The organism is Priestia sp. VA7, from assembly GCF_055710015.1.
The window spans coordinates 60,115-83,695 of record NZ_JBVQPN010000002.1 but is presented as its reverse complement, the minus strand read 5'-3'; the positions used below and the strand labels follow the sequence as shown (position 1 = coordinate 83,695).

Here is a 23,581-nt window from a genome sequence, read left to right as displayed (position 1 = left end):
TTTCAAGTGCAAAGCTTGAACGTTGACCTCAACGTTACATGAATAAAGATAGTTCACAATTATGTGTACTAATTAGGGTGGCAACGCGGTCCATTCGCCCCTAGCTTATGCTAGGAGCGGATGGGCCTTTTTATGTTGTATCCGTAAATTAGCATCATATATGAGCAGATGAAAGGAAGATTTGATGAAAACAATTTTTTCAGGTATTCAACCAAGCGGTACAATCACTTTAGGTAACTACATTGGAGCGATGAAGCAATTTGTTGAACTTCAACATGACTATAACTGTCATTTTTGTATTGTAGATCAGCATGCGATTACAACGCCTCAAGATCGTTTAGCACTTCGTAAAAACATTCGCAGCCTTGCTGCTCTGTATGTAGCGGTAGGAATTGATCCAGCAAAATCGACTTTATTTATTCAATCGGAAGTGCCTGCCCACACAGAAGCGGGATGGATGTTACAGTGCGTAGCGTATATCGGTGAACTTGAACGTATGACTCAGTTTAAAGATAAGTCCGCTGGAAAAGAAGCAGTATCAGCAGGATTACTAACTTATCCTCCATTAATGGCAGCGGATATTCTTTTATACAACACCGATTTGGTTCCAGTTGGTGAAGATCAAAAGCAGCATTTAGAATTAACGCGTGACTTAGCTGAGCGCTTTAACAAAAAATACAATGATATCTTCACTATTCCTGAAGTACGTATTCCAAAAGTGGGCGCACGCGTCATGTCTCTTCAAGACCCTACGAAAAAAATGAGCAAGTCCGATCCAAACCAAAAAGCTTTCATTACGCTTTTGGATGACGCTAAAACAATTGAAAAGAAAATCAAAAGTGCCGTAACGGATTCAGAAGGTATTGTTCGCTACGATAAAGAAAATAAGCCAGGCATTTCAAACTTATTAAGTATTTATTCGATCCTAGCCAATAAATCGATCGAAGACATTGAAGCGATGTACGAAGGCAAAGGTTATGGTGACTTTAAAGCTGACACAGCCAAAGTGGTAGCTGAAGCACTCGCTCCAATTCAAAAAAGATATTATGAATTAGTTGATTCTAGCGAGCTAGATGATATTTTAGATCAAGGTGCCGATAAAGCAAATGCAACGGCTAATAAAATGCTTCGCAAAATGCGAAACGCAATGGGAATTGGCCGTAAACGTTAAAAAAAACGACTGCTATGCAGTCGTTTTTTTTAATTAACTTTTGGCTCTTGTTCAATTTCCCAAAGTTTTTCAAAGAAAGGTTGTCCTTTTACTAAGCGCTCGCATAATAATTTATGCTTCGGTGACCACCCTGACTTCGTTTCATCGTATAGCTGACTCCACACGTCTTGAAACGGCATCTCTTGAATATCTTCGTACTTCGTTGGATTCCACTCCGTGTACCAGTAGCGGATTTGAGCTGTATTTTTTGTGGTATGTAGCTGATCAAGTGCCATAAATAACAGCTGTTTTAGCTGACGTTCTTTACGTGTTAGTCCTCTCATCGTTTCAGGAGACGGTGAAAGAATATGATGCTCTTTTTTATTCAGCTCGTCTTCACTGAACTTATATTCTAGCTCTTCTTGATCCGCAATCATCTCATAGACTAACTGTTCCTGTCTTGGAATTAAGCGGCTTTTTCGAATCGGAATATGATATCCCATCGTATCAATTGCTAAAATATTCGTTCCATCTGTAACAATAAAACAATATTCAACCTGCGTGCGTTCATGATTTTTCCGAATGTATGCTTTCTGATAGACATCTTGTAGTAGTTGTTGAGGTAGCTCGGAAAGATCATTTTCAATGTAATGAAATAAAAGCGGATTTACTTTTAATAACGGTGCTTGATCGAGCAGTTCTACACAATCGTCTTTTCTCCACTCATGGAAATGACACACATTATAACCGTTTTCTTCGCCTTCAAACCAATTAACCCATACATCATGAAGATATAGCATAATTTACCCCTCACTTACTATCTGTTTGTTATCCATCAGTATAGGCAGAGAAAGGAATTTTTATTCCAAATGATGTTATTTTTCTAAAAATTAATTGTAAAATGCCTTCGTTTTTGGTCGTTATTCAAATGCACTTGTTTCGAAGCTCAGATATAACGCCAGTGCTAATGATTGCTAAAGGCTTCATGAGCTATATTCACCCCTATAAGCAGAAAAAAATCCGAGTTTCTTCTATAGTAATAGGTTTGTCAGGAGGTCTGACAAACCTAAAAAAATCTATCACACTTTTGTGATAGATTTTTAACGAAGAGATTTGGGATTCAAAGCATCTTTTAATCCTTCACCAATGAAGTTGATAGCTAGGATCGTAAATGTAATGGCTAAACCTGGCGGAACCCACATCCAAGGCTTATTCTGCAGCACATCTGATTCCCTTGCTTCTGTCAGCATATTCCCCCAGCTTGGCGTATCAGCCGGCACGCCAAAACCGATAAAGCTAATCGCTGACTCAAACACAATAAGGATCGCCATCTGCAAACTGGCTTGAACCACAATCGTTGAAAACACATTTGGCAGCAAATGTTTAAAGATGATTTTAAACGGGCTGCACCCAATGGAAACGGCTGAAAGCACATATTCATTTTCTTTTTCAGCCAAGACTTTGCTTCGCACCAGCCGGGCCGTACTTCCCCAGCTTAAGAAACTAACAACTAGGATGAGCGTCCAAACGCCTGAGATCTTTCCAATTAGGATTGTATTTAACACTACAACGAAAACAATTAGCGGAAAGTTTAATACAAAGTCTGTAAAACGCATTAAGAATTGATCCACTTTGCCTCCGTAATAACCCGCAATCGAACCAATAAGAGTTCCGATTAAAATAACGAGTGTTGTACAGGCAACTCCAATCAGTAACGAAGTTCTTCCTCCATACAATGTACGTGCAAATACGTCTCGCCCATTTGTATCCGTTCCAAACCAATGCTCACTAGAAGGCGCTGCATTCATCGCCATATAGTCGATACGTGTAATATCTGCTTTTGTAAGCAGCGGTGCAAAAATGGCAAGAAGCGTAATCACAATCATGAAAGCTAAACTTATCATGGCTAGTTTATTTTTAACAAACTTCTTTCGCGCAATCGCCCATGGAGAAAGGTTTTTAGGAGCTTTCATATTCACTTCTGGCTGTACATCTTTTTTCGTTACAATTTCCATACTTTCTCCTCCTAATCCAAACGAATACGCGGATCTGCTACGCCGTATAACAAATCAGCAACCAGATTCCCAACCAGTGTTAAAATTGAAAACAACATTGTAAGCGACATCATAACTGAGTAGTCACGAGTTGCTACAGAGTCAACAAACAATTTTCCAATTCCTGGATACGTAAAGATCGTCTCTGTAATGATAGAACCGCTAATGATTGTTACAAGATCAAACCCTAAAAACGTAATAAGCGGAATCATTGAGTTGCGTAGGATATGAACATTATAAATTTTAGATTCTTTTGTCCCTTTTGCTCTAGCAGTGCGCACAAAATCTTTGCGACTGTTTTCAATAATATCATTGCGCAAAAATTGGGTATACTGCGCGGTCGACATCAAGCCAAGAATCAGCGCGGGTAATATAACGTGATGAATTCTACTTTGAATAAATTCCCATGATCCCTCTTTCAATCCTACTTCAACAGAACCGCTAAATGGAAACCAACCTAACTGAAAGGAAAATAAATAAATGCCTACGATCCCTGCGATAAACGATGGAACCGCTAATGCAAAGTAATTATATCCTGCAATAAAGTTATCTGCTAAGGTATACGGTTTTCTTCCTGCATACATACCTAAAATAAATGCAAACACATACGTAATCAAAAGCGAAGTCAAAGCTAAAAAGATAGTATTAGGCATACGCTCTAAAATAATATCTAATGTCGGTAACTTATGAGTTGTTGACTTTCCTAAATCTCCTTGTGCCACTCCCTTTACCCAGTTCCAATATTGAACGTAGATAGGATCGTTATATCCTAGCTTATCACGCATTTCCTCAATGTATTTTGGATCTGTATTACTAGGGTTGATTTCTCCCCCAAAAGGGTCCCCTGGCATCATTTTTGCCAGGGAAAACACAACAAAGGAGATCAGAATCAACATTGGAATCATCCCTAAAATACGTCTTAGTGAGTATTGCAGCATCGTTGACTCTCCTTTACATGTAAAATACTTATTCCGTTACAGACCATTTCTCCGGATCTACAACTACCGTTGATGGATCTAGAGTTACGTTTTTCACACGCTTATTCACAGCATAAATATTGATATTTTCCCATAAAGGAAGTGCTGGCAGCTGCTCATTAAAGAATTTTTGCCATTTTACATATACATCTTTACGGTATTTATCATCAAATGATTTTTCACTCAAACCGTCTTTAAGCATTTCATCAGATTCCTTATTTACCCAACGTCCATAGTTCCATTCAGCATCAGAGCTCCATAATCCTGTAGGATCTGGATCTGAACCAGTGTCCCAAGAACCAAAGAACGCTTCTAACGCCTTATCGTCGTTATCTTTCATTTCATTGTACAAGTTAAATTCAACAAGTGAACCCGTTGCTAATTTTGTTTTAATACCAATATCATTCCATGCTTGCATAATAGCCTTCGCACGACCCTCGAAGTTAGCTGGACCAGCATAGTGACCGAATGAAATCGTAAATGGTTTTCCGTTTGGATCTTCTACAAAACCGTCATTATTCTTGTCTTTATAACCAGCTTCAGCTAATAATTTTTTAGCTTTTTCAGGACTATACTTGTACTTAGTTAAATCTTTTTGGTCAGCAGCAATCCAGAATACAGACGGAATAACTGTGTTAGAAACAACCGCTTTGTCGTTCATAAATGCTTTTACCATTGCTTTTCTATCTATTGCATAAAGCAATGCTTGACGAAGTTTTAGATCTTTGAACTTTTCGTAATCATCTACGTTTTTACCAGCTTTTTGATCACGATGTCCAAATCGTAGACCAATATACGAATAACTAGTTGATTTCCCTTCCAAAAAGTCTAAGTTTTCTGCTTTTTCAACTTGCCCTAGATCAGCTGGGCGAACATCCATAATGTCGACATCGCCTTTTTTCAATGCTCCGGCGGAAACAGATGGATCCAGTACTTTTACAACAACACCATCGAGGTGAGGTTTACCTTTCCAATAATCATCATTACGTTCCATTTGGACATATTCACTTGCTACTACTTTTTTCACTTTAAACGGCCCAACACCAATAGGCTCTTTACGAACTTGTTTGGACTCTGCAAGATCTTTTACAGCAATTCCTTCGTAGTACTTTTTCGGCATTGGATACGGCCATAGATTGTCTAAGTTATTTACACGAACTTCTTTAAACGTTACTTTAAATGTTTGTGGATCTACTACTTCAACTCCGGAAATAGAATCCGCTTTGCCGTCGTGATATTCTTGAGCGCCTTTAATGTGCTCAACGTTTACATAGCGTGGACCTGTATAGTCTTTATCGGCAATCGTTTCATACGTATATTTAAAATCATCTGCAGTTAATGGATCTCCGTTATGCCACTTAATCCCCTTTTTTAATTTAAACGTGTAAGTTAGTTTATCACCACTCACGTTCCAAGTAGCTAAGTCAGATTTAATTTTTAATTTCTTATCATAAGTAAAGAGACCTTCATTGATAAATTCTAAGATTTGGCTATCATATGCACTACCATACAATGCGTACTCAAAAAGCCCTTCCGGCGCTCCGTCAATCCCATACGTAATCGTTCCGCCATCTTTTGGCTTGTCTGTTTTTGCACCTTCAGTTTTTGTTTCTTCGCCTTCTTTATTACTAGAAGATGAAGAACTGCTTCCACCGCTGCATGCCGCTAGAAAAAGCGATAGCACAAGCAAAATGGAAACAAGTGATAAAAACGATTTCTTTTTCATCATGACGTTCCCCCTATTTAACTAATAATCTGTTCGTATGTAGCTTTTACGAGTTATATAAATGGCAAGCTACTTGATGGCCAGGTCTCACCTCCTTTAAGGCAGGTTTCGTTTGGCTGCACTCCGCCATTGCATGTATACAGCGAGGGTGAAACGCACAGCCTTTTGGCGGATCAATTGGACTTGGCACATCTCCCTGTAAAATAATACGCTGTTTTTTCTTTCGCGGATCTGGTTCAGGTATAGCCGATACAAGCGCTTGCGTATAAGGGTGCAATGGCTCTGCGTACAGACTTTTCTTATCAGCAATTTCCACTAAACCGCCTAGGTACATAACACCGATACGATCACTCATATGTTTAACAACACTCAAATCATGGGCAATAAATAAAAAGGTTAGGTCGAATTCTTGTTGAAGTTCTTTTAGAAGGTTTAAAACTTGTGATTGGACAGAAACGTCGAGTGCCGATACCGGTTCATCAGCAATAATAAGTTTTGGACGAAGTGCAAGTGCACGTGCAATTCCAATCCGCTGACGCTGTCCACCGGAAAATTCGTGAGGATATTTATAGTATGCATCTTCCGGTAACCCTACTTTTGTAAGTAGATTCATAACTTCTGATTTTAATTGATTGGTTGATTTTCCTGTAAAATTCCGAATTGGTTCAGAAATAACATCTCCAACCATTTGCATTGGGTTGAGGGAAGCATAGGGATCTTGAAAAACCATTTGAAAATCTTGTCTAATTTTACGGAGAGAAGTTCCTTTTGCTTCTGTGATATCTTTACCATCGAAAATAATTTTTCCGCTAGTTGGTTCCAACAGTCTTAGAATCGTTCTTCCTGCCGTGGATTTTCCACAGCCAGATTCTCCTACTAGACCGAGCGTTTCTCCTTTTCGAATAGCAAAAGAAATACCGTCAACTGCTTTTACATCACCAATTTTCTTTCGGAAAAATCCGCCGTGAATAGGATAGTAGGTTTTTAAATGCTGAACTTCTAGCAATACATTTTTCACTGCTTTAGTCATTAGCTTGTCTTCACTCCTTTTGACGGATAGCTATTTTTATACAGTAGACATGCGACATCATGTCCCTGTGAATCCTGGCGAAGAACAGGCGTAACGGAACTGCAGTCTTCCATTGCATGAGGACATCGGTTAACGAAACGACAGCCTGTCCGCGGCATGTTTACAAGAGAAGGCACAATTCCTTTGATCGTATTTAATACTTCTACATCATCTTCCATGCGTGGAATTGAGTGAAGAAGCGCTTTCGTGTACGGATGTTTTGGGGCATAAAATAACGTATCAACATCTGTATGCTCCACAATTTTTCCGCCATACATGACAATCACTTCATCACACATCTCAGCAACTACTCCTAAATCATGTGTAATCATAATAATAGACATATCATTGCTTTCTTGAATTTCTTTTAGCAATTCTAAAATTTGAGCTTGAACCGTAACATCTAGGGCCGTTGTCGGCTCATCAGCAATTAAAAGTTTAGGCTGACAAGCTACCGCCATGGCAATCATGACACGCTGCCTCATTCCTCCTGACAGCTGATGCGGATATTCATCGATGAGCTTTTCGGATCTCGAAATACCAACGCTTTTTAAAAGCGCAATGCTTTTTTCACGCGCTTCCGCTTTGGATATATTCATATGGTTAAACAATACTTCCTGCAGCTGATACCCAATGGTTAACACAGGATTAAGGGATGTCATTGGTTCTTGGAAAATCATTGAGATATCTTTCCCCCGAACATCATTCATCTCATCTTCTGATAAGTGCGTAAGATTCTTTCCGTTAAATAAAACGCTTCCGCTTCTAATTTGACTATTTACTTTAGGTAACAGCCCAATGACGGATAAAGACAATACGCTTTTTCCACAGCCAGATTCTCCTACAACCCCTATAATTCGCTTTCGTCCGACTTGAAACGACACGTCGTCCACAGCATTATGCCAGGAATCATTAATGGAAAAAGCAGTTTGTAAATTTTTCACTTCTAGTAAAGGTGTTAATTCGACGGGCTTTTTATCCATTTATAGTGCACACCTCATTTTTCTAAAAATTGTTATATTTGAATAAGATATTATTACAATTTCATTACAAAATCAATATATTTTGAAAATTAATTATATTTTTTATTTTTAAAATAATGATTTCTGAATATCTCTTCGGCACTTTAACGCATAAACCTCCTAATTTTTTGTTGGAAATAGGATAAAATTTACTATTTTTAACTTTAGGTATATAGAACTTGTTTTTTTACAGTTGGAACGCAGATTTTTTTAAGATAGTATTGGTGCTAAGAGGAAGCAGCTGGGTAGTAGTTAAAGTGTGAGGCTTCATACATGAAGTAACAAGATGATAACCAATATTGTAGCCCATCATTTCTGGATACCAATTTTGGCCGAATAACAGTTGATCATATTTCTTTTCGTCGGCGCGCAGATTGTAATAAGGTTTAACATGCTTTTCCCACATTTTTTTAGCTTCTTCAATGGTATAATAATTTGTCCACGGAGCTAAATATTTTTTACCACAATACTCCTCTACAGCTCTTTCAGCTAACCCTTCCATCATCATAGCGTCTAACAAAGTAATCGTTTCATCAGATTTATTAATGGCTTTTAGCCTGCAAACGTGATGGTATTCATGGGTAAGCACTGCTAACATTTCTTCATCGGATGTATGACTTGTCATAAACACAAATAATTTATCGGTAAAAGCGACACCTGCTCTTCCATTAAATTCACGCTGCATTTTTCGATTTCTAGGATTGCTTGGAAGCACTAGCACCGCTACATCGGGCCCATTCCATGCTTTTTTAAGCTTCTCATAATGCGCTTTAACTTTCTTCCAAACCTGTCTTTTCTTCATTTCTTCTAATTCTTTTATAAACATTAAAGAAGGCGGACACATTCCATAGTTAAAAAGTAATTCCATATATTCTTTTTCTTTTAATTTCTTAAAATAGCGCGCGAGATAACGGCTTATTTCTTTCGGCTCCGTCCAAGTAGAAGTTGAAACAATCGGCATGTTTTCCCCTCACTTTCTTCTTCCTTTTGTTTCATGATATGTTCACAGCTACTCTTTTGGTTATTAAAAATAAAAAAAATTCTAGGCATCAGCCTAGAATTTTTCATTATGCTTCGTATTTTTTAAAGATGATTGTTGCATTGTGACCGCCAAATCCAAGTGAGTTGCTGAGCACCGCTTTTACTTCTTGCTTACGCGCTTTATTTGGAATGTAGTCTAAATCGCACTCTTCATCAGGTGTTTGATAGTTAATTGTTGGAGGAAGAATACCGTCTTGAATTGCCTTCACACTAAAAATAGCTTCTACTCCGCCAGCAGCTCCTAACAAGTGGCCAGTCATTGACTTTGTTGAACTAATCGCTACTTTTTGAGCGTGGTCGCCAAATACTTCTTTAATAGCCATTGTTTCAAATTTATCATTGTATCCTGTACTTGTACCGTGAGCATTGATGTAATCAATATCACTTGGCTGTAGGCCTGCATCTTCAATCGCATGACGCATTGCACGAACGCCGCCTTCTCCTCCTGGAGCTGGCGCTGTGATATGGTGAGCATCTCCTGTTGAACCATAGCCCACAATTTCAGCATAAATACGTGCGCCGCGCGCTAGTGCATGTTCAAGCTCTTCAAGCACAATAACACCTGCACCTTCTCCCATAACGAAGCCGTCGCGGTCTTTATCAAACGGACGAGATGCTGTTGCAGGATCTGGATTTGTAGAAAGTGCTTTATTCGCACAGAAACCAGCAATAGATAAACGCGTGATTGGCGCTTCCGTACCGCCCGTCACCATCACGTCTGCATCTCCGCGTTGAATGACTTTAAACGCATCACCAATAGAGTTTGTACCTGTTGCACATGCCGTTACCGTACAAGAGTTCACGCCTTTCGCCCCTAAAGCAATAGAAACTTGTCCTGTTGCCATATCAGGAATCATCATCGGAATGAAGAATGGACTTACACGGCGGGCACCTTTTTCTAATAACGTTGAATATTGGTTTTCAAACGTTTCCATACCGCCAATTCCAGAACCAATCCAAACGCCGACGTTTGGAGCAATTTCTTCTGTAATAGTCAAATCCGCATCTTTAACAGCCGCCAATGCAGCTACCATTGCATATTGAGTAAAGCGATCCATCTTACGAGCCTCTTTGCGGTCAATAAAATCTTCCACGTTAAAATCTTTTACTTCAGCCGCTACTTTAGCCGGGAATTCATCTGCATCTAGTCTTGTTAAAGGACCAACGCCAGACACGCCTGCTACTGCGTTTTTCCAAGCTGTTTCTACGTCATTTCCAATTGGTGTAAGCCCACCAAGTCCTGTTACAACTACACGTTTTTTATTCATCGTACATTCATCTCCTTCAGTTGCTTTAAAAATGTAGTGTTATTTTCCCCATCTAATAGCAATAGCTCCCCATGTTAAGCCGCCTCCGAAACCAACCATTACAATTAAATCATCATCTTGAATTTTCCCTGCTTCAAGCTCATGAACAATTGAAATTGGAATCGATGCTGCTGATGTATTGCCGTAGTATTGGATTGTTTTAGACATTTTTTCTTCAGGCAAGTCTAATCGCTGTCTTGCAGCTTCCATAATACGAATATTCGCTTGATGAGGTACGAGAAAATCAACATCCTCTTTTGTTAACCCTGCTTTTTCAATTACATTAACAGCAGATTCCCCCATTTGTCGAACAGCAAACTTAAATACTTCACGTCCGTTCATGACAATATGATCAAGCTCGTTTTGATACAAGTGCTTGCCTCCCGTACCGTCCGACCCTAGTTCAAAGGATAAAATACCTCGTCCTTCTGATACAGGTCCCATTACAACTGCACCTGCTCCGTCTCCGAATAAAACAGCCGTGTTACGGTCGTCCCAATCTGTAATCTTAGAAAGCTTTTCTACACCGACCACTAATATATGCCTGTAAGCATTGGTTTCAATAAATTGCTTAGCTGTAATCATGCCGTACATAAACCCTGCACATGCGGCGCTCACATCGTAAGAAGCTGCTTTTTTTGCTCCCAATTTTTCTTGTAGCATACATGATACTGTAGGAAACGGTTGATCTGGCGTTACCGTAGCAACAATGATCATGTCAATATCTTCTGCCTCGACGTTAGCTTTATGTAAAGCTTCAACTGCTGCTTTATAAGCTAAATCAGATGTGTCCTCGTTATCGGCTGCAATTCGGCGCTCTTGAATACCTGTGCGCGTACGAATCCACTCATCTGATGTATCCATTACTTTTTCAAGATCTAAATTTGTTACAACTTTCTCTGGTACATAACGTCCAATTCCTAGAACACCAGCGTTCATATCAACCTCTCCTTTAAATAAAAGGCTTATATTCCTATAAAACCTATATCCGTCATTTCATTTATCGATTATATAATCAATTATTATGAGTTGGTACTAATTTTACTTCATTTTTTATTTTTTGTCTATATAGGTGTTCGTCCTACTCAGGTATCTATCATGCTACATATAGTAATCATACGGGACCCTCTTACTCTAGTATGGGACATTAAGTAAGAACTTACCCACCATTAAAATAGTGAAAGGAATGAGTATCATGGCAAGAAGACAAAGAAATGAAGGTTTTTCTGATTTTATGTTTGGAGCTGGGCGCAGAAAATCAAAAGAAGAAAGAGAGCGAGAGGAGTGGGAACGATTATTTAAACAAATCGATGAAATTGTACTCGCTGTCGAAGAACTAGCTCCTCTTCTTAAACAGTTTGCCCCTTTAGTCGATTTATTTTCCAAACAAAAATAACAGCTCGGATTCTACCGAGCTGTTTTCTTTAGTTGTTTTCATTTTCAGCTAATGCATCTTGCTTGCCAAGCTCATAGGCATCGTTCATTACTTTTGTTAGTAATGTCAATACCGGCTGTACGTGTTCCATTGATAACTCAACGCCTGTTTCATCTAAGATCTGTTTTGCTTCTGGCAAGTACTTCATTGCAATTTGCATGAATTGCATATTTTGCTCTTCCATAGTGAAATCTCCTTTATTAAAAACATTTATTCCTCCTTATATTAGCGAATCTATTCTATAAGTACAACTTTCTCCTTTTAATGAAGAGGTAAAAAGAATGTTCTCATATGTTTTTTTTGCAGATAAATGCCTTCTTTAGCCGTTACTTTTGAAGAAAATTGCAGCAGTTCTTTCGCTTTCCTGCTGATTTCATATTTTTCTTGAGCCGCTTCTTCCTTCACCTCCATATGAGTAATGTTTGCTCCTGCGCTCCAAGGCTGTAACTTTTCTTCAACTAAATGAATCACTTCATATGAATATGCAGCAGTTTTACAGCGTCTAAGTGCACTGACGGCATCTTCAATATAAATAATAAAATCCGTGCCTTCCATAATGTCAAAAGCCTCTTCGTACCCGGCAATATTTTTGGAATAGCACATTGACAAAGGCTGCCAAGGTCCGTAAAGAGTCGGCGTTCTGACAATTATAATGGGCCATCCATCATCTTTATATTTTTCTATCATTCGCTCAAAATGAACGTATAGCCTTCCTTCACTACTGTCCGGTTCTGGAATCGTTGTTTCTTCAATCTTTCGCTGCTGGTCTCCAAATACGCGCATGGTAGAAACAAACACAAATCGAATGTTGAATTGACGGCATTTGTTAAGCGCTTGAATGAGCACTTGCTGCGCTTTTTGCATTTCTTGTCTTAAAAAATCAGGATGATAAAAGTCTCCTCCATCGAAATACGTAAAGTAGACAACATCCGTTTCTGAGGTAATCATATCTAATGACTCTCCTACTTCGGTCGATGCATAATTAGCGTTTCGCCCTAAGAAAAATTTCATCTCTTCCTGCAAATCATCTTCTTCTTTATGAGCAGAATGTGTATACCCTTTTACTTCTGTACCTTCGTCTAAAAAAGCCATACATAAATGAAAACCAATAAAGCGGTTTGCCCCTATTACTACTACATTTCCCATATCGCTTCCTCCAATTCTTCATTCATCATTTACTCAACAAAAAGCTTAAATCCCTATAGTTATAGAGGGCACTCGTTCCTTATTTCAAAGAAGCTCATCTGTAAAAGCATCATGAACTCTTTTTTCATTTTATCTCTTATACAAAAAGCCCCTATGATATGTATAATCATAGAAGCTTTGCTTATAACACTTTTTCATGCTGTTTATAAAATTGGAGAAGGGACCGTTCAAACAAATAGTTTTTTTCCGGTAAATAAAGTGAAAGCATAATAGGAGAGTGAAGTTCTTCACGATGTAGTTCATATTTTTTACTGTGTGCAATTGGATAATGAGTAGAGGCATTAGGCGCCGTCCATATTTTCACGGGCAGCGTTGATTTTAATTCTGTAACAGAAGGGTACTCCTTAATTAACTTTGATACTTGCTTCCGCTCCACTTTATAAGCTTGAGTCAAGTCCTTCGTGAATTGTTTATAAAAGAATTTATTGTTTTTTTCATGTTCTGCATGCGTATGAAGATCAATACATGGATTTAGTAAACCAGTTGATCGAACGAACGTATTCCCGTCATTTTCCATTAGCTGCAGCGCTAACAGAGCCCCCATTCCTTCAGCTAAAATATGAATTCGTTTATTTAAAATTTCTTGTTTCATTACTAAATGATAAAGTTGTTTTGCAAGGTGATATGCTTCTGGAGACCCCCAATGCCGGCCATATAAATTGGAATAAAATACTGTGTATCCTTCATCTTGTAAACATTGCAACAGCTGTGACCTTCCGCCGTGCTGAATCCATAAGCTAGTTGAACTTTCAACAAAATGATCTTTATCACCCAATACTAACACACCGAAACCATTCGGTCGTTCAGGGACATGTACGACATTCCATTGCGTATCTAAGCTAAAAAAGCGTCGATGTATCATAGCTCTTCCTCCGTAACTTACTAGTTGTTCCATACAGTGTATGATAGAACCATCAAAAAGCGCACTAGAATAATGCCTATTTCTGACTTATTGCTCTTTTGTTTCTGCATGGGAACACGCCCCTTATTTATTCATAAAAAATTCAATTTCTTATTTGACTGCTATATGCTAAAATGAAATCAAACTGTACTGTAAACGAGGTGAATAGAATGCGTGTCGTAATGGCTTTTGTTTGGGGCTTTTTACTAATGAATATGGCAGTGTACGTAATCTCTGCAATGACGGGCGGTACTTACAGTTTCGCAACCGCTTCCATCCTTGGAGTAGTTTTCACGCTAGTTGTAATTTTGATTGGAGAACTGGGTGTACCGAATAAACCAGCAAATAATCATCACTAAAAAGTGTTGGCTGTAAAGCCAGCGCTTTTTTTATCTTTTGGCATAAGCTCTTCTCAGCAATTTCTTTCGTTAACTCGTATTCAAAACAAATGATTGAAGCTATTTTTTACATTTATATACATTCATAATCATTGATTATCCTAACCTTTAACTATATAATTTTAGAATAATCAAACTATTAATTATAGGAGTGAATACTGCTGTGACTAAAGAAAAAATTGGTTTTATCGGAACAGGCGTTATGGGTCAAAGCATGGCCGGGCATTTAATTGACGCAGGATATGAAGTCCTTGTTTATACGCGAACAAAAACTCGTGCTCAAGCACTACTTGAAAAAGGGGCCAACTGGAAAGAAACCGTTCAAGAAGTGGCCGAACAATCTGATGTTATTATCACCATGGTAGGCTATCCTCACGATGTAAAAGAGATTTATTTAGGCAAAGATGGCATTATACATAATGCAAAGAAAGGCTGCTATACAATTGATATGACGACATCAAGCCCTATACTTGCTCGTGAGATTTATCAAGCAGCAAAAGAGAAGCACATTCATGCGCTTGACGCTCCTGTTTCAGGAGGGGATATTGGGGCTCAGAAAGCAACATTAGCGATTATGGTAGGAGGGGATTCTGAAGCATTCTCTGCCGTTACGCCTATTCTTGAAAAAATGGGAACAAATATCGTTCTTCAAGGAAGTTCTGGTGCTGGTCAACATACAAAAATGTGCAATCAAATTGCTATTGCCTCTAATATGATGGGCGTGTGTGAAGCGATACTCTATGCTGAAAGAGCTGGGTTAGATCCAAACACCGTTTTAAAAAGTATTGAAACAGGAGCAGCTGGAAGCTGGTCGTTAAGCAATTTAGCTCCTCGCATGATTAAAGGAGACTTCGAACCAGGTTTTTATATTAAACACTTTATTAAAGATATGAAAATTGCCATTGAATCAGCTGAAGAAATGGAGCTGTATACACCAGGGCTAAAGTTAGCAAAATCGCTTTATGAACAGCTCGAAAAACAAGGCGATGATAATAAAGGAACACAGGCTCTGTATACCCTTTTAAAACAGCATGCCCTAACTGTATAAAAACAGGCAGCTCATTATGAGCTGCCTGTTTTTATTAATGATTTACGCTTCATTTAACGAATTCATAAAACGACTGAATGCGAGCTGCCCTTCAGTGTTTTGTTTAAACACACCTGCATGTTCTAAGATAGTTGCAAAAACCAAACCGAGCTCTTGTTGGAGAATGCTTTGGACATTTTGCTCTTCAATATGTGGATATTTTTTCTCGATTTGTTCGGCCCATTTTACATGTTTTTGCACTTGATCATGTCTGCTGGCTAACTCGTTCAGGTTATTCTGAACTAACCCTTTGGCCACTAGACTCATTTCGTCTTTCAAACGACCAGGTAAAACCGCAAGCCCCATTACTTCGATTAAACCTATGTTCTCTTTTTTGATATGATGAACTTCTGCATGCGGATGATAAATGCCACCTGGATGTTTGCCGTTTGTTCGATTGTTTCGCAGTACTAAATCTAATTCGTACAAATCCCCTCTTTTCCTAGCAATAGGCGTGACCGTGTTGTGAGGAGTTTGATCTGTAAAAGCTAAAATACCAGCACTTTGATCACTATATGATTTCCATTTCTTCAAAATGAAATCCGCTGCTTCTACTAATGGTGTAAGGTGCGAACTTTGAAGACGAACGACCGACATCGGCCAATGAACAATTCCAGCTTTCACGTCTGGATATGCTTTAAGAGAGAACAATTTATTTATTTTTGCTTTAGCCATAGGAAAATCATGATAGCCGCCTTGAAAGTGGTCATGAGTTAAAATAGATCCTCCTACGATGGGTAGATCTGCATTTGATCCTAAAAAATAATGTGGAAATTGTTCAACGAAGGCAAGCAGCCGCTTAAACGTTTGCTTTGAAATATGCATGGGTGTATGTTCACTCGCAAAAACAATGGCATGTTCATTATAATAAACATAAGGTGAAAACTGCATGTACCACAGCTCTTCCTGTAATTCCACAGGAATAATCCGATGATTTTGACGAGCTGGGTGGTTAATACGACCTGCATAACCAGCATTTTCTTTACAGAGCAGACACAGCGGATAGTTGCTTTCCTTCAATGATTTGCTTGCTGCAATTGCTTTTGGATCTTTTTCCGGCTTGGATAAGTTAATAGTAATTTCAAGTTCTCCAAAGTCAGTGTTTGTTACCCATCTTTCGTTTTTAGCAATTCGGTCTCTGCGAATATAGTGAATGTCTTTTGACAGCTTATAATAATAGCTTGTGGCTTTTTGGGGGCTTTGCTGATAGTGTTCATAAAATGTCCGATTAACCTCTGAAGGCATGCTTGCAAAGCATCCCATTATTTTGGTATCGAATAAATCTCTATACGTGATAGAATTCTCGGCGATTCGATTGTTTTCTGCAGCCCAATCAAGCATGTTGTCTAAAATAGCAGCTGGATGTTCCAGACGTTCTTCTTTGACTTCTACTATAATACATTCGTCGAGCTTTAACACTTCCAGCAGTTTATTTCTCACCACATCTATATCCCATTTTGTTAATAGATTCTTTTGTAAACCATATTGAATAAGTCGGGTGATTTCTTCATGAATGTTGACTGACATACACTCGTTCCTTTCTCTATCTGTGTTTTCTCTTATACTGCTTCTAATGTGAGTTCACGCGCTCCTTCTCCAACGGTAACCACATAAAATTCAGCTTCTAAACTCGTTTTCTCATAATAGGTATCCCTTACTTGTTCAATAAACCTATCAACCTGTGCTTTTTGTACGATGCTAATTGTACAGCCGCCAAAGCCTGCACCCGTCATGCGTGATCCAATCACACCTTCTTGCAACCAAGCTGCTTCTACAAGAGCATCTAGTTCTTTCCCACTTACTTCATAGTCATCTCGCAGTGAGCAGTGCGATTCATTCATCAATTGACCAAACCCTTTTAAATCACCGTTTTGCAATTTAGCAACCGCTTCTTTTGTGCGTTCATTTTCATATACCGCATGTTTAGCGCGCTTACAATCTACTTCATTTTGTATCAAAAATTTGTACTTTTCAAATTGCTCTTTGGTTAAATCACCAAGCGAATTAATAGAAAGTGACGTTTGCAAATCTGACAGCGCTCTTTCACACTCCATGCGGCGTTCATTATATTTTGAGTCTGCCAGTCCTCTTCGCTTATTTGTATTAGAAATAACGAGCACAGCATCTGTTAATTGCAGCGGGCTATACTGGTATTCAAGAGTTTGACAGTTTAACAATACGGCTTGATTTTCCTTTCCCATTCCAATTGCAAACTGATCCATAATCCCGCAGCTTACGCCGATAAATTCATTTTCAGCTTGCTGCGCCATTTTTACAAGGTCCATCATATCAATATTCAATTCAAAAATTTTATTTAAAAGTACGCATGTGACTAACTCAATTGATGCTGATGATGAAAGCCCTGCTCCGTTAGGAATATTGCCAAAAAACAAGATATCAAAACCAAAAAGAAGATCATATCCGTGCTTTTTAAAGGTGTCCATTACTCCTTTTGGATAATTAGCCCAATCATCTTCGGTTTTGTACGTTAATTGCTCTAGAGAGGATTCAATAACTCCTGCTTCAGAGAAGTTTTTAGAGTACATACGTATTTTTCGATCATGACGTTTTTGTACTACCGCATACGTTCCTATACTCAATGAACAAGGAAAAACATGCCCTCCATTATAATCAGTATGTTCTCCAATTAAATTGACACGTCCTGGCGCAAAAAAGCAGCGAATAGCTTGTGACGAATGAAATATTTGTTTGAACTCTTCGATTAATTTTCCCAGCATTTATTATCACCTATTTTAAGTAGTTTTTTGGAAACGGATTCATATGTACATTGTAAAGTCCATTTTTCTTTGCCTCAATGGTAAAATTACTATTGATAATCGGTACTTTTTTGCTTATCACTTTGAAAATGATTCTTTTGAATTGACGATGAACTACTCTTACGCCAAAAAGGTGTTATCTTTATGTAAGCCTTGACTTGCAAATGATATGAAAATAATAGATTTAGAGACATCCCCTAAAAATAATCACGATATTTTCAAAAAATTATAGAAAAATGAAAGCGATTACGTTAAAGTAAGAATTAAGTACTACTTTATTTCAAAAAGAAGGTGAAAATTTGCTCTCACATTTCCAAGCTCAAGAATATTCAACGTACGCATACAGGTTTTTAGAATCCCGCACAAATGAAGTTGCGCAGCTATGGTCTGTTGGGTGGGATGAAGTTTTCTCTCCCCTTTATAACTGGAGCGGAAATCAGCGAAAAGACGTAGGGAAATATATTTTTCAATACACGGTTTCTGGGTACGGAATGATTGAAATAGATGGACAAGAATATAAAGTGGATGCTGGGAAAGCATTCATCGTCAATATACCTGGAAATTATCGCTATTACTTACCAAAGGAAAGTGAAAACTGGGAGTTTATTTTTCTTACATTATACGGAGATGAAGTACAAAAATGCTGGGATTATATTCAGTCAATCCACTCTCCTGTAATACGGTTTCACCCTGAATCAGCACCTGTTCAGCTGCTTGCTCAAATATATAAGCGGGCAAGTGAAAAACATATAGCAGATCCATTTCATGCCTCAAGCTTATCTTACCGCTTTGTAATGGAGCTGTACCAATATATTAAAAGCATGGACAGTTTTACAGAAGATTGGCCTGAAAGTATTATTAGCTCTATTTTATTTGCCCGTAATCATTATCATGAAGAAATCGGTCCGGATGAAATGGCAGATGCAGCTCATTTATCTCGCTATCATTTTAGCCGGTTATTCAAACAAACGACTGGGATTACGCCGATTCAATACTTAACGAAGCTTCGCATTCAAAAAGCGGCCGAGCTATTGCATCAAACCAAGTACTCAATCGAAGAAATTGCTGAAAACGTCGGCTATGCAAATGCCAATTATTTAACAAAAGTATTTCGCAAAACGACCAATATGACACCCGGGCAGTATCGAAAAAGTGATGCATCCATTGATGAGCACTTTGCATTGCCAAAATAAAAACGACTTCCATAAAAGGAAGTCGTTTTTATTTTTTATCGGGAATTTCTACTACCACAGAACCTTTTTCGTAAATAAAAGTCAATTTTTTACCCGGGATAATCATATTTTCTAAAATATCTCGTGCAGCTTGAAGTGCAAACTCTGTCCGTTCTGCCTTTTCCTGCACTTCTTCATTTTCAGCTTGAAGATCATTTTTATCCAGCGCTCTTATTTTAGTTAATGCCTGATCTATAAAATCGTATGCTTCGTCATATATAAGCTCTATACGGTCCTTCATGTGCTCATTCATGCTCCTTTGCCCATTTTGTATTATCATAAATGAATTAGATATATTCTACAACCTAAAACTGAATAAGTTTTTACGCTTAGCTCTCACGTATTTTCTTTCATTTCTTTTCATTTATTTTAAAAGAAGAGCTGCTTTTAATAGCAAAAAAAGACCATTCAATTTATCATGAATGATCTTTTTAGAAAACTTATACGCTGACAACAAACTCATCATCTTTTACATCAACTGTCACTTGACTATAATCTTCAATTTGCCCTGCAATTAATTCTCTGGCAATTTTTGTTTCAATATATTTTTGAATAAACCTTTTTAAAGGGCGAGCTCCGTATACCGGATCAAATCCGGAGGCTGCAATATAATTTTTTGCTTCTTCTGTTAACGTTAACGAAATATGACGATCGGATAAACGCTTTTCAAGCTGAACCAATAGCTTATCAATAATCCCTTTTACTTCATGAACAGTTAGCGGTTTGAATAAAATCGTGTCGTCTACTCGATTTAAGAATTCTGGACGAAAATGCTGTCTTAATTGAGCCATCACTTGCTCTCTGGCTTTTTCAGTAATCTCGCCTTCACTTGTTAAACCGTCTAATAAAAATTGAGAACCGATATTCGACGTCATAATAATAACTGTGTTTTTAAAATCAATGACTTTTCCTTTTGAATCTGTTGCTCTTCCATCATCTAGTATTTGAAGGAGCACATTAAATACTTCGGGATGGGCTTTTTCAATTTCATCTAACAAAACGACTGAATAAGGCTTGCGTCTCACCGCTTCCGTTAGCTGGCCGCCTTCTTCGTATCCTACATAGCCAGGAGGCGCTCCTATAAGCCTAGAGACCGCATGCTTTTCCATGTACTCAGACATATCAATACGAACCATTTGTTCTTCACTGTCAAATAAAGAATGTGCCAGCGTTTTGGCTAGCTCCGTTTTTCCTACTCCGGTAGGTCCTAGGAAAATAAATGACCCAATCGGACGGTTCGGGTCTTTAATGCCTGCCCGTGCGCGAATCACAGCATCCGTCACTAAGGATACAGCTTCATCTTGTCCAATCACACGCTGCTGTAAAATTGACTCAAGCTTCAACAGCTTTTCTCTTTCCCCTTCAACTAGTTTTGATACCGGAATTCCCGTCCATCTTCCTACAATTTCAGCAATTTCTTCTTCTGTTACTTCTTCTCTTAACAAACGGTTTTCTTGTGCTTTTTCAGCAGCTGTTTCTTCCAGCTGTTTTAGTTTTTTTTCAAGAGCTGGAATGCGTCCGTGGCGAAGTTCAGCTGCTTTATTTAAATCATATTTCCCTTCAGCTTCTTCTAGGTCTCGCTTCGCTTTTTCAAGCTGCTCCCGGACATCTTGCACCGTTTGAATCGACTGCTTTTCTTTTTCCCACTGCAGCTTCATTGTATCTGCACGTTCTCTTAAATCAGAGACTTCTTTTCGAATTGCCTCTAACCTTGTGATGCTTGCTTGATCTGTTTCTTTACTTAATGCCGCTTCTTCAATTTCAAGCTGCATGACACGTCGTGTAACTTCATCTAATTCTGATGGCATCGAATCAATTTCTGTTCGAATAGTTGCGCATGCTTCATCAATTAAATCAATTGCTTTATCAGGTAAAAAGCGATCTGATATATAACGATCAGACATAACCGCTGCTGAAACAATCGCTCGGTCGTGAATATTCACTCCGTGATGAATTTCAAATCGTTCTTTTAAACCACGTAAAATAGAGATTGTATCTTCTACTGAAGGTTCTTCAACCAGTACCTGTTGAAAGCGTCTTTCAAGCGCTGGATCTTTTTCAATATACTGACGATACTCATCAAGAGTTGTAGCTCCTATACAGTGAAGTTCTCCTCTAGCAAGCATTGGTTTTAAAATGTTCCCTGCATCCATCGCTCCATCCGTACGGCCTGCTCCAACGATTGTATGAAGCTCGTCAATGAATAAAAGAATTTGACCGTTGCTTTTCTTAACTTCTTGAAGAACAGCTTTTAAACGCTCTTCAAATTCTCCCCTGAATTTCGCTCCTGCTACTAAAGCTCCCATATCTAATGAAAAGATGGTTTTATCTTTTAATCCTTCAGGCACATCTCGGCGAACAATACGCTGTGCTAGACCTTCAACAATCGCTGTTTTACCAACGCCAGGTTCTCCTATCAAAACTGGATTGTTTTTTGTTTTTCGCGATAAAATGCGGATAACGCGGCGAATTTCTCCGTCTCGTCCAATGACTGGATCAATGTTGCCTGCTCGTACTTCTGCTACTAAGTCTCTTCCATATTTAGCTAACGCTTCATATGTGACTTCGGGATTTTGACTTGTAATTCGCTGATTTCCTCGAAGGCTGGTAAGCACATCTTGCAGAGCTTTTTTTGTTATACCGTGACTTGAAAATAACTTGCCATATTCACTAGAAGACGGTTCCTGTGCTAATGCTAAAAAGATGTGCTCAACTGAAACGTAATCATCTTGCAAACGAGATGCTTCTTCTTGAGCTTTAACAAACAGCTGCTGAAGTTTATTCGTAATATAAACCTTCCCTGCTTCAGCACCACTTCCTGTAACGGCTGGTTTTTTCGCAAGCAATTGATTTACCTGCTGCTGAAAAGATTGATGATCTATATGTAAATGATCTAATATGCGAGGAGCAATACCATCTTGCTGATGAATGAGCGTATAAAGCAAATGAGCAATATCCACTTCCTGCTGATTTCGTTTAATAGCTTCGGACTGCGCTTCCATCACGCCTTCTTGCAATTTTTGGGTCATTTTATTTATATCCATTGAACATCCTCCTTCGATACATTTGACCTTTATTGACCTTTATTTCATTATACCCAGCAATAGGAAAACAAGTAAAGCCATTCAATTTAGAATGGCTTCTTTATTTTTTACTATTTAAGGCTTACGCATGTACGTCCAGTGGCGATCATCGTTGGCCGTCTCTGGAAAACGCTCTCCTGCTTTTAATTTAACCTTTTGAGGATTATTTACGTTACTTCCTGTTTCACCAATTTCAATATACACTCCGTTATTAGGAGCTTTTTGACCCGGTGTGAAATGACGATTTTGTCCCATTGTCCTGCCTCCTCATTCCTGAAATGAAATGTTCTCCTATACTATTCCCTTAAGATTTCTGTTTCATAATGGAGATGTTTTCATATTAGGCAGAGAAAAAGAGCAGACCTTTAGATCCGCCCTTTTATATTAATGAGTAAATTTGATAGCTTGTTCGATTTCAGTTTCTCCAGCTAGCATTTCAAACGTTTTTCCTATCGTAGCTTCTTCGTTTAGACATTCTACAAGCACGGCTGCTACATCTGCTCGGGGAATCGTCTGAGATTTATCTTCAATATCATTATTGATATCAATTTTCCCAGTAGCTTGATCATTCGATAAAGTTCCTGGTCGTACAATTGTATACTGTAGATTAGACTGCTTTAAGTATTCATCCGCTATCGCTTTCGCACGCAGGTAAAGCTGTAAGCCTTCTGGTCCTTGTTCAGGTGCGTCTGTTCCCATTGAACTTAACATAACAAAGCGCTTTGCGCCTTGATTTTTTGCTTCATCAATGATATTTTTAGCGCCGTTTTGATCCACAGCGATTGTTTTTTCGTCTCCCGTATGTCCTCCAGAACCTGCTGCAAATATGACAGCGTCCATACCTTTTAAAGCATCTGAAACATCTTGCTCCAAGTCACCAAGCACAACGTTGGCACCCAGCTTCTTTAACGCGTCTGCTTGCTTTTCGTCGCGAATCATCGCATAAGCTTCGTGATGCTTGCTGTTTGCAACTTTTTCTACCACTTGTTTTCCCGTTGTTCCGTTTGCTCCAACAACTAATACTTTCATCATAAATCACCTTTCGTTCTGTTTAGTATACAGTTGATGTTCCCACAATTAATTCCCTTTAAACAAAAAACCCCTTCTGCTATTCTC

23 protein-coding genes and 1 other annotated feature (1 of these 24 cut by a window edge) are annotated in these 23,581 nt (G+C 38.5%); of the genes, 5 read left to right on the top strand and 18 right to left on the bottom strand.

The window, feature by feature from the left end; translation table 11 throughout:
* Positions 1 to 105 (top strand) — a binding site (T-box leader); it begins 100 nt to the left of the window's first position.
* A 76-nt stretch (positions 106 to 181) separates the two neighbouring features.
* On the top strand, positions 182 to 1,171 hold the full coding sequence (trpS, locus tag AC0C45_RS07040) for a tryptophan--tRNA ligase (protein ID WP_026106503.1): 990 nt from the start codon (positions 182 to 184) through the stop codon (positions 1,169 to 1,171).
* Between the two features lie 29 nt (positions 1,172 to 1,200).
* Here the strand turns inward: trpS and AC0C45_RS07035 are convergent, their stop codons facing one another.
* From AC0C45_RS07035 to AC0C45_RS06995, 9 genes are all read right to left on the bottom strand, one after another.
* Positions 1,201 to 1,950 (bottom strand): YjbA family protein, encoded by a 750-nt coding sequence (locus AC0C45_RS07035; RefSeq protein WP_016763046.1) that lies wholly within the window; start codon positions 1,948 to 1,950, stop codon positions 1,201 to 1,203.
* 300 nt (positions 1,951 to 2,250) lie between these two features.
* Positions 2,251 to 3,165, bottom strand: a complete 915-nt coding sequence (gene opp4C, locus AC0C45_RS07030) for an oligopeptide ABC transporter permease (protein WP_013081753.1) — start codon at positions 3,163 to 3,165, stop codon at positions 2,251 to 2,253.
* 11 nt (positions 3,166 to 3,176) lie between these two features.
* Positions 3,177 to 4,142 carry an oligopeptide ABC transporter permease gene (opp4B, locus tag AC0C45_RS07025; RefSeq protein ID WP_013055410.1) on the bottom strand — a complete coding sequence of 322 codons (966 nt, stop codon included), beginning with the start codon at positions 4,140 to 4,142 and terminating at the stop codon, positions 3,177 to 3,179.
* A 28-nt stretch (positions 4,143 to 4,170) separates the two neighbouring features.
* Positions 4,171 to 5,910: an oligopeptide ABC transporter substrate-binding protein gene (gene opp4A, locus AC0C45_RS07020; protein WP_472927994.1), complete on the bottom strand. Its 1,740-nt coding sequence runs from the start codon at positions 5,908 to 5,910 to the stop codon at positions 4,171 to 4,173.
* A 43-nt stretch (positions 5,911 to 5,953) separates the two neighbouring features.
* The gene (locus tag AC0C45_RS07015) at positions 5,954 to 6,937 is read right to left on the bottom strand and encodes an ABC transporter ATP-binding protein (protein ID WP_237893450.1); all 984 of its coding nucleotides are present in this window, start codon (positions 6,935 to 6,937) and stop codon (positions 5,954 to 5,956) included.
* Positions 6,937 to 7,959, bottom strand: a complete 1,023-nt coding sequence (locus AC0C45_RS07010) for an ABC transporter ATP-binding protein (RefSeq protein WP_016763041.1) — start codon at positions 7,957 to 7,959, stop codon at positions 6,937 to 6,939. Before AC0C45_RS07010 ends, AC0C45_RS07015 begins: the two co-directional genes overlap by 1 nt.
* A gap of 226 nt (positions 7,960 to 8,185) precedes the next feature.
* Positions 8,186 to 8,959, bottom strand: a complete 774-nt coding sequence (locus tag AC0C45_RS07005; RefSeq protein ID WP_016763040.1) for a DUF2268 domain-containing putative Zn-dependent protease — start codon at positions 8,957 to 8,959, stop codon at positions 8,186 to 8,188.
* Positions 8,960 to 9,065: 106 nt separating this feature from the next.
* Positions 9,066 to 10,307 carry a beta-ketoacyl-ACP synthase II gene (fabF, locus tag AC0C45_RS07000; RefSeq protein ID WP_013055405.1) on the bottom strand — a complete coding sequence of 414 codons (1,242 nt, stop codon included), beginning with the start codon at positions 10,305 to 10,307 and terminating at the stop codon, positions 9,066 to 9,068.
* Between the two features lie 39 nt (positions 10,308 to 10,346).
* Positions 10,347 to 11,285: a beta-ketoacyl-ACP synthase III gene (locus AC0C45_RS06995; protein ID WP_016763039.1), complete on the bottom strand. Its 939-nt coding sequence runs from the start codon at positions 11,283 to 11,285 to the stop codon at positions 10,347 to 10,349.
* 256 nt (positions 11,286 to 11,541) lie between these two features.
* On the opposite strand from AC0C45_RS06995, the gene AC0C45_RS06990 reads away from it, so the two are divergent.
* Positions 11,542 to 11,742, top strand: a complete 201-nt coding sequence (locus tag AC0C45_RS06990) for a hypothetical protein (protein WP_016763038.1) — start codon at positions 11,542 to 11,544, stop codon at positions 11,740 to 11,742.
* Between the two features lie 28 nt (positions 11,743 to 11,770).
* Here AC0C45_RS06990 and AC0C45_RS06985 read toward each other — a convergent pair whose 3' ends face one another.
* The 3 genes from AC0C45_RS06985 to AC0C45_RS06975 all read right to left on the bottom strand — a co-directional run bounded on the left by AC0C45_RS06985 (position 11,771) and on the right by AC0C45_RS06975 (position 13,849).
* Positions 11,771 to 11,965 (bottom strand): ComZ family protein, encoded by a 195-nt coding sequence (locus AC0C45_RS06985; protein ID WP_013081746.1) that lies wholly within the window; start codon positions 11,963 to 11,965, stop codon positions 11,771 to 11,773.
* Between the two features lie 77 nt (positions 11,966 to 12,042).
* A complete protein-coding gene (locus AC0C45_RS06980) occupies positions 12,043 to 12,927 on the bottom strand; it encodes an NAD-dependent epimerase/dehydratase family protein (protein ID WP_034654396.1) in 885 nt (294 codons plus the stop codon).
* 181 nt (positions 12,928 to 13,108) lie between these two features.
* On the bottom strand, positions 13,109 to 13,849 hold the full coding sequence (locus AC0C45_RS06975) for a hypothetical protein (RefSeq protein ID WP_047931010.1): 741 nt from the start codon (positions 13,847 to 13,849) through the stop codon (positions 13,109 to 13,111).
* 209 nt (positions 13,850 to 14,058) lie between these two features.
* On the opposite strand from AC0C45_RS06975, the gene AC0C45_RS06970 reads away from it, so the two are divergent.
* Positions 14,059 to 14,247, top strand: a complete 189-nt coding sequence (locus tag AC0C45_RS06970) for a YjzD family protein (RefSeq protein WP_013055400.1) — start codon at positions 14,059 to 14,061, stop codon at positions 14,245 to 14,247.
* A gap of 202 nt (positions 14,248 to 14,449) precedes the next feature.
* Positions 14,450 to 15,334 carry an NAD(P)-dependent oxidoreductase gene (locus AC0C45_RS06965; RefSeq protein WP_034654398.1) on the top strand — a complete coding sequence of 295 codons (885 nt, stop codon included), beginning with the start codon at positions 14,450 to 14,452 and terminating at the stop codon, positions 15,332 to 15,334.
* Positions 15,335 to 15,376: 42 nt separating this feature from the next.
* On the opposite strand, the gene galT is transcribed toward AC0C45_RS06965, so the two are convergent.
* Positions 15,377 to 16,900, bottom strand: a complete 1,524-nt coding sequence (gene galT / locus AC0C45_RS06960) for a UDP-glucose--hexose-1-phosphate uridylyltransferase (protein WP_047931011.1) — start codon at positions 16,898 to 16,900, stop codon at positions 15,377 to 15,379.
* 32 nt (positions 16,901 to 16,932) lie between these two features.
* Positions 16,933 to 18,111, bottom strand: a complete 1,179-nt coding sequence (locus AC0C45_RS06955) for a galactokinase (protein ID WP_047931012.1) — start codon at positions 18,109 to 18,111, stop codon at positions 16,933 to 16,935.
* A 338-nt stretch (positions 18,112 to 18,449) separates the two neighbouring features.
* Here AC0C45_RS06955 and AC0C45_RS06950 point away from each other — a divergent pair, with 338 nt between their 5' ends.
* A complete protein-coding gene (locus AC0C45_RS06950) occupies positions 18,450 to 19,343 on the top strand; it encodes a helix-turn-helix domain-containing protein (RefSeq protein WP_472927992.1) in 894 nt (297 codons plus the stop codon).
* A gap of 28 nt (positions 19,344 to 19,371) precedes the next feature.
* Here the strand turns inward: AC0C45_RS06950 and AC0C45_RS06945 are convergent, their stop codons facing one another.
* The 4 genes from AC0C45_RS06945 to AC0C45_RS06930 form a co-directional block, all read right to left on the bottom strand.
* Positions 19,372 to 19,623 carry a hypothetical protein gene (locus AC0C45_RS06945; protein WP_014461601.1) on the bottom strand — a complete coding sequence of 84 codons (252 nt, stop codon included), beginning with the start codon at positions 19,621 to 19,623 and terminating at the stop codon, positions 19,372 to 19,374.
* Positions 19,624 to 19,822: 199 nt separating this feature from the next.
* Positions 19,823 to 22,426 (bottom strand): ATP-dependent chaperone ClpB, encoded by a 2,604-nt coding sequence (gene clpB, locus AC0C45_RS06940; RefSeq protein ID WP_472927991.1) that lies wholly within the window; start codon positions 22,424 to 22,426, stop codon positions 19,823 to 19,825.
* Positions 22,427 to 22,540: 114 nt separating this feature from the next.
* Positions 22,541 to 22,720 carry a YjzC family protein gene (locus AC0C45_RS06935; RefSeq protein ID WP_013055394.1) on the bottom strand — a complete coding sequence of 60 codons (180 nt, stop codon included), beginning with the start codon at positions 22,718 to 22,720 and terminating at the stop codon, positions 22,541 to 22,543.
* A gap of 129 nt (positions 22,721 to 22,849) precedes the next feature.
* On the bottom strand, positions 22,850 to 23,494 hold the full coding sequence (locus tag AC0C45_RS06930; protein WP_016763030.1) for an SDR family oxidoreductase: 645 nt from the start codon (positions 23,492 to 23,494) through the stop codon (positions 22,850 to 22,852).
* Between the last annotated feature and the right edge of the window lie 87 nt (positions 23,495 to 23,581).

What these genes read in the sequence shown, in the direction of transcription:
- AC0C45_RS07035 (WP_016763046.1), bottom strand. Translation starts at nt 1,950, where the DNA reads ATGCTATATCTTCATGATGTATGGGTTAATTGGTTTGAAGGCGAAGAA.
- opp4C (WP_013081753.1), bottom strand. Translation starts at nt 3,165, where the DNA reads ATGGAAATTGTAACGAAAAAAGATGTACAGCCAGAAGTGAATATGAAA.
- opp4B (WP_013055410.1), bottom strand. Translation starts at nt 4,142, where the DNA reads ATGCTGCAATACTCACTAAGACGTATTTTAGGGATGATTCCAATGTTG.
- opp4A (WP_472927994.1), bottom strand. Translation starts at nt 5,910, where the DNA reads ATGATGAAAAAGAAATCGTTTTTATCACTTGTTTCCATTTTGCTTGTG.
- AC0C45_RS07015 (WP_237893450.1), bottom strand. Translation starts at nt 6,937, where the DNA reads ATGACTAAAGCAGTGAAAAATGTATTGCTAGAAGTTCAGCATTTAAAA.
- AC0C45_RS07010 (WP_016763041.1), bottom strand. Translation starts at nt 7,959, where the DNA reads ATGGATAAAAAGCCCGTCGAATTAACACCTTTACTAGAAGTGAAAAAT.
- AC0C45_RS07005 (WP_016763040.1), bottom strand. Translation starts at nt 8,959, where the DNA reads ATGCCGATTGTTTCAACTTCTACTTGGACGGAGCCGAAAGAAATAAGC.
- fabF (WP_013055405.1), bottom strand. Translation starts at nt 10,307, where the DNA reads ATGAATAAAAAACGTGTAGTTGTAACAGGACTTGGTGGGCTTACACCA.
- AC0C45_RS06995 (WP_016763039.1), bottom strand. Translation starts at nt 11,285, where the DNA reads ATGAACGCTGGTGTTCTAGGAATTGGACGTTATGTACCAGAGAAAGTT.
- AC0C45_RS06990 (WP_016763038.1), top strand. Translation starts at nt 11,542, where the DNA reads ATGGCAAGAAGACAAAGAAATGAAGGTTTTTCTGATTTTATGTTTGGA.
- AC0C45_RS06985 (WP_013081746.1), bottom strand. Translation starts at nt 11,965, where the DNA reads ATGGAAGAGCAAAATATGCAATTCATGCAAATTGCAATGAAGTACTTG.
- AC0C45_RS06980 (WP_034654396.1), bottom strand. Translation starts at nt 12,927, where the DNA reads ATGGGAAATGTAGTAGTAATAGGGGCAAACCGCTTTATTGGTTTTCAT.
- AC0C45_RS06975 (WP_047931010.1), bottom strand. Translation starts at nt 13,849, where the DNA reads ATGATACATCGACGCTTTTTTAGCTTAGATACGCAATGGAATGTCGTA.
- AC0C45_RS06970 (WP_013055400.1), top strand. Translation starts at nt 14,059, where the DNA reads ATGCGTGTCGTAATGGCTTTTGTTTGGGGCTTTTTACTAATGAATATG.
- galT (WP_047931011.1), bottom strand. Translation starts at nt 16,900, where the DNA reads ATGTCAGTCAACATTCATGAAGAAATCACCCGACTTATTCAATATGGT.
- AC0C45_RS06955 (WP_047931012.1), bottom strand. Translation starts at nt 18,111, where the DNA reads ATGCTGGGAAAATTAATCGAAGAGTTCAAACAAATATTTCATTCGTCA.
- AC0C45_RS06945 (WP_014461601.1), bottom strand. Translation starts at nt 19,623, where the DNA reads ATGAAGGACCGTATAGAGCTTATATATGACGAAGCATACGATTTTATA.
- clpB (WP_472927991.1), bottom strand. Translation starts at nt 22,426, where the DNA reads ATGGATATAAATAAAATGACCCAAAAATTGCAAGAAGGCGTGATGGAA.
- AC0C45_RS06935 (WP_013055394.1), bottom strand. Translation starts at nt 22,720, where the DNA reads ATGGGACAAAATCGTCATTTCACACCGGGTCAAAAAGCTCCTAATAAC.
- AC0C45_RS06930 (WP_016763030.1), bottom strand. Translation starts at nt 23,494, where the DNA reads ATGAAAGTATTAGTTGTTGGAGCAAACGGAACAACGGGAAAACAAGTG.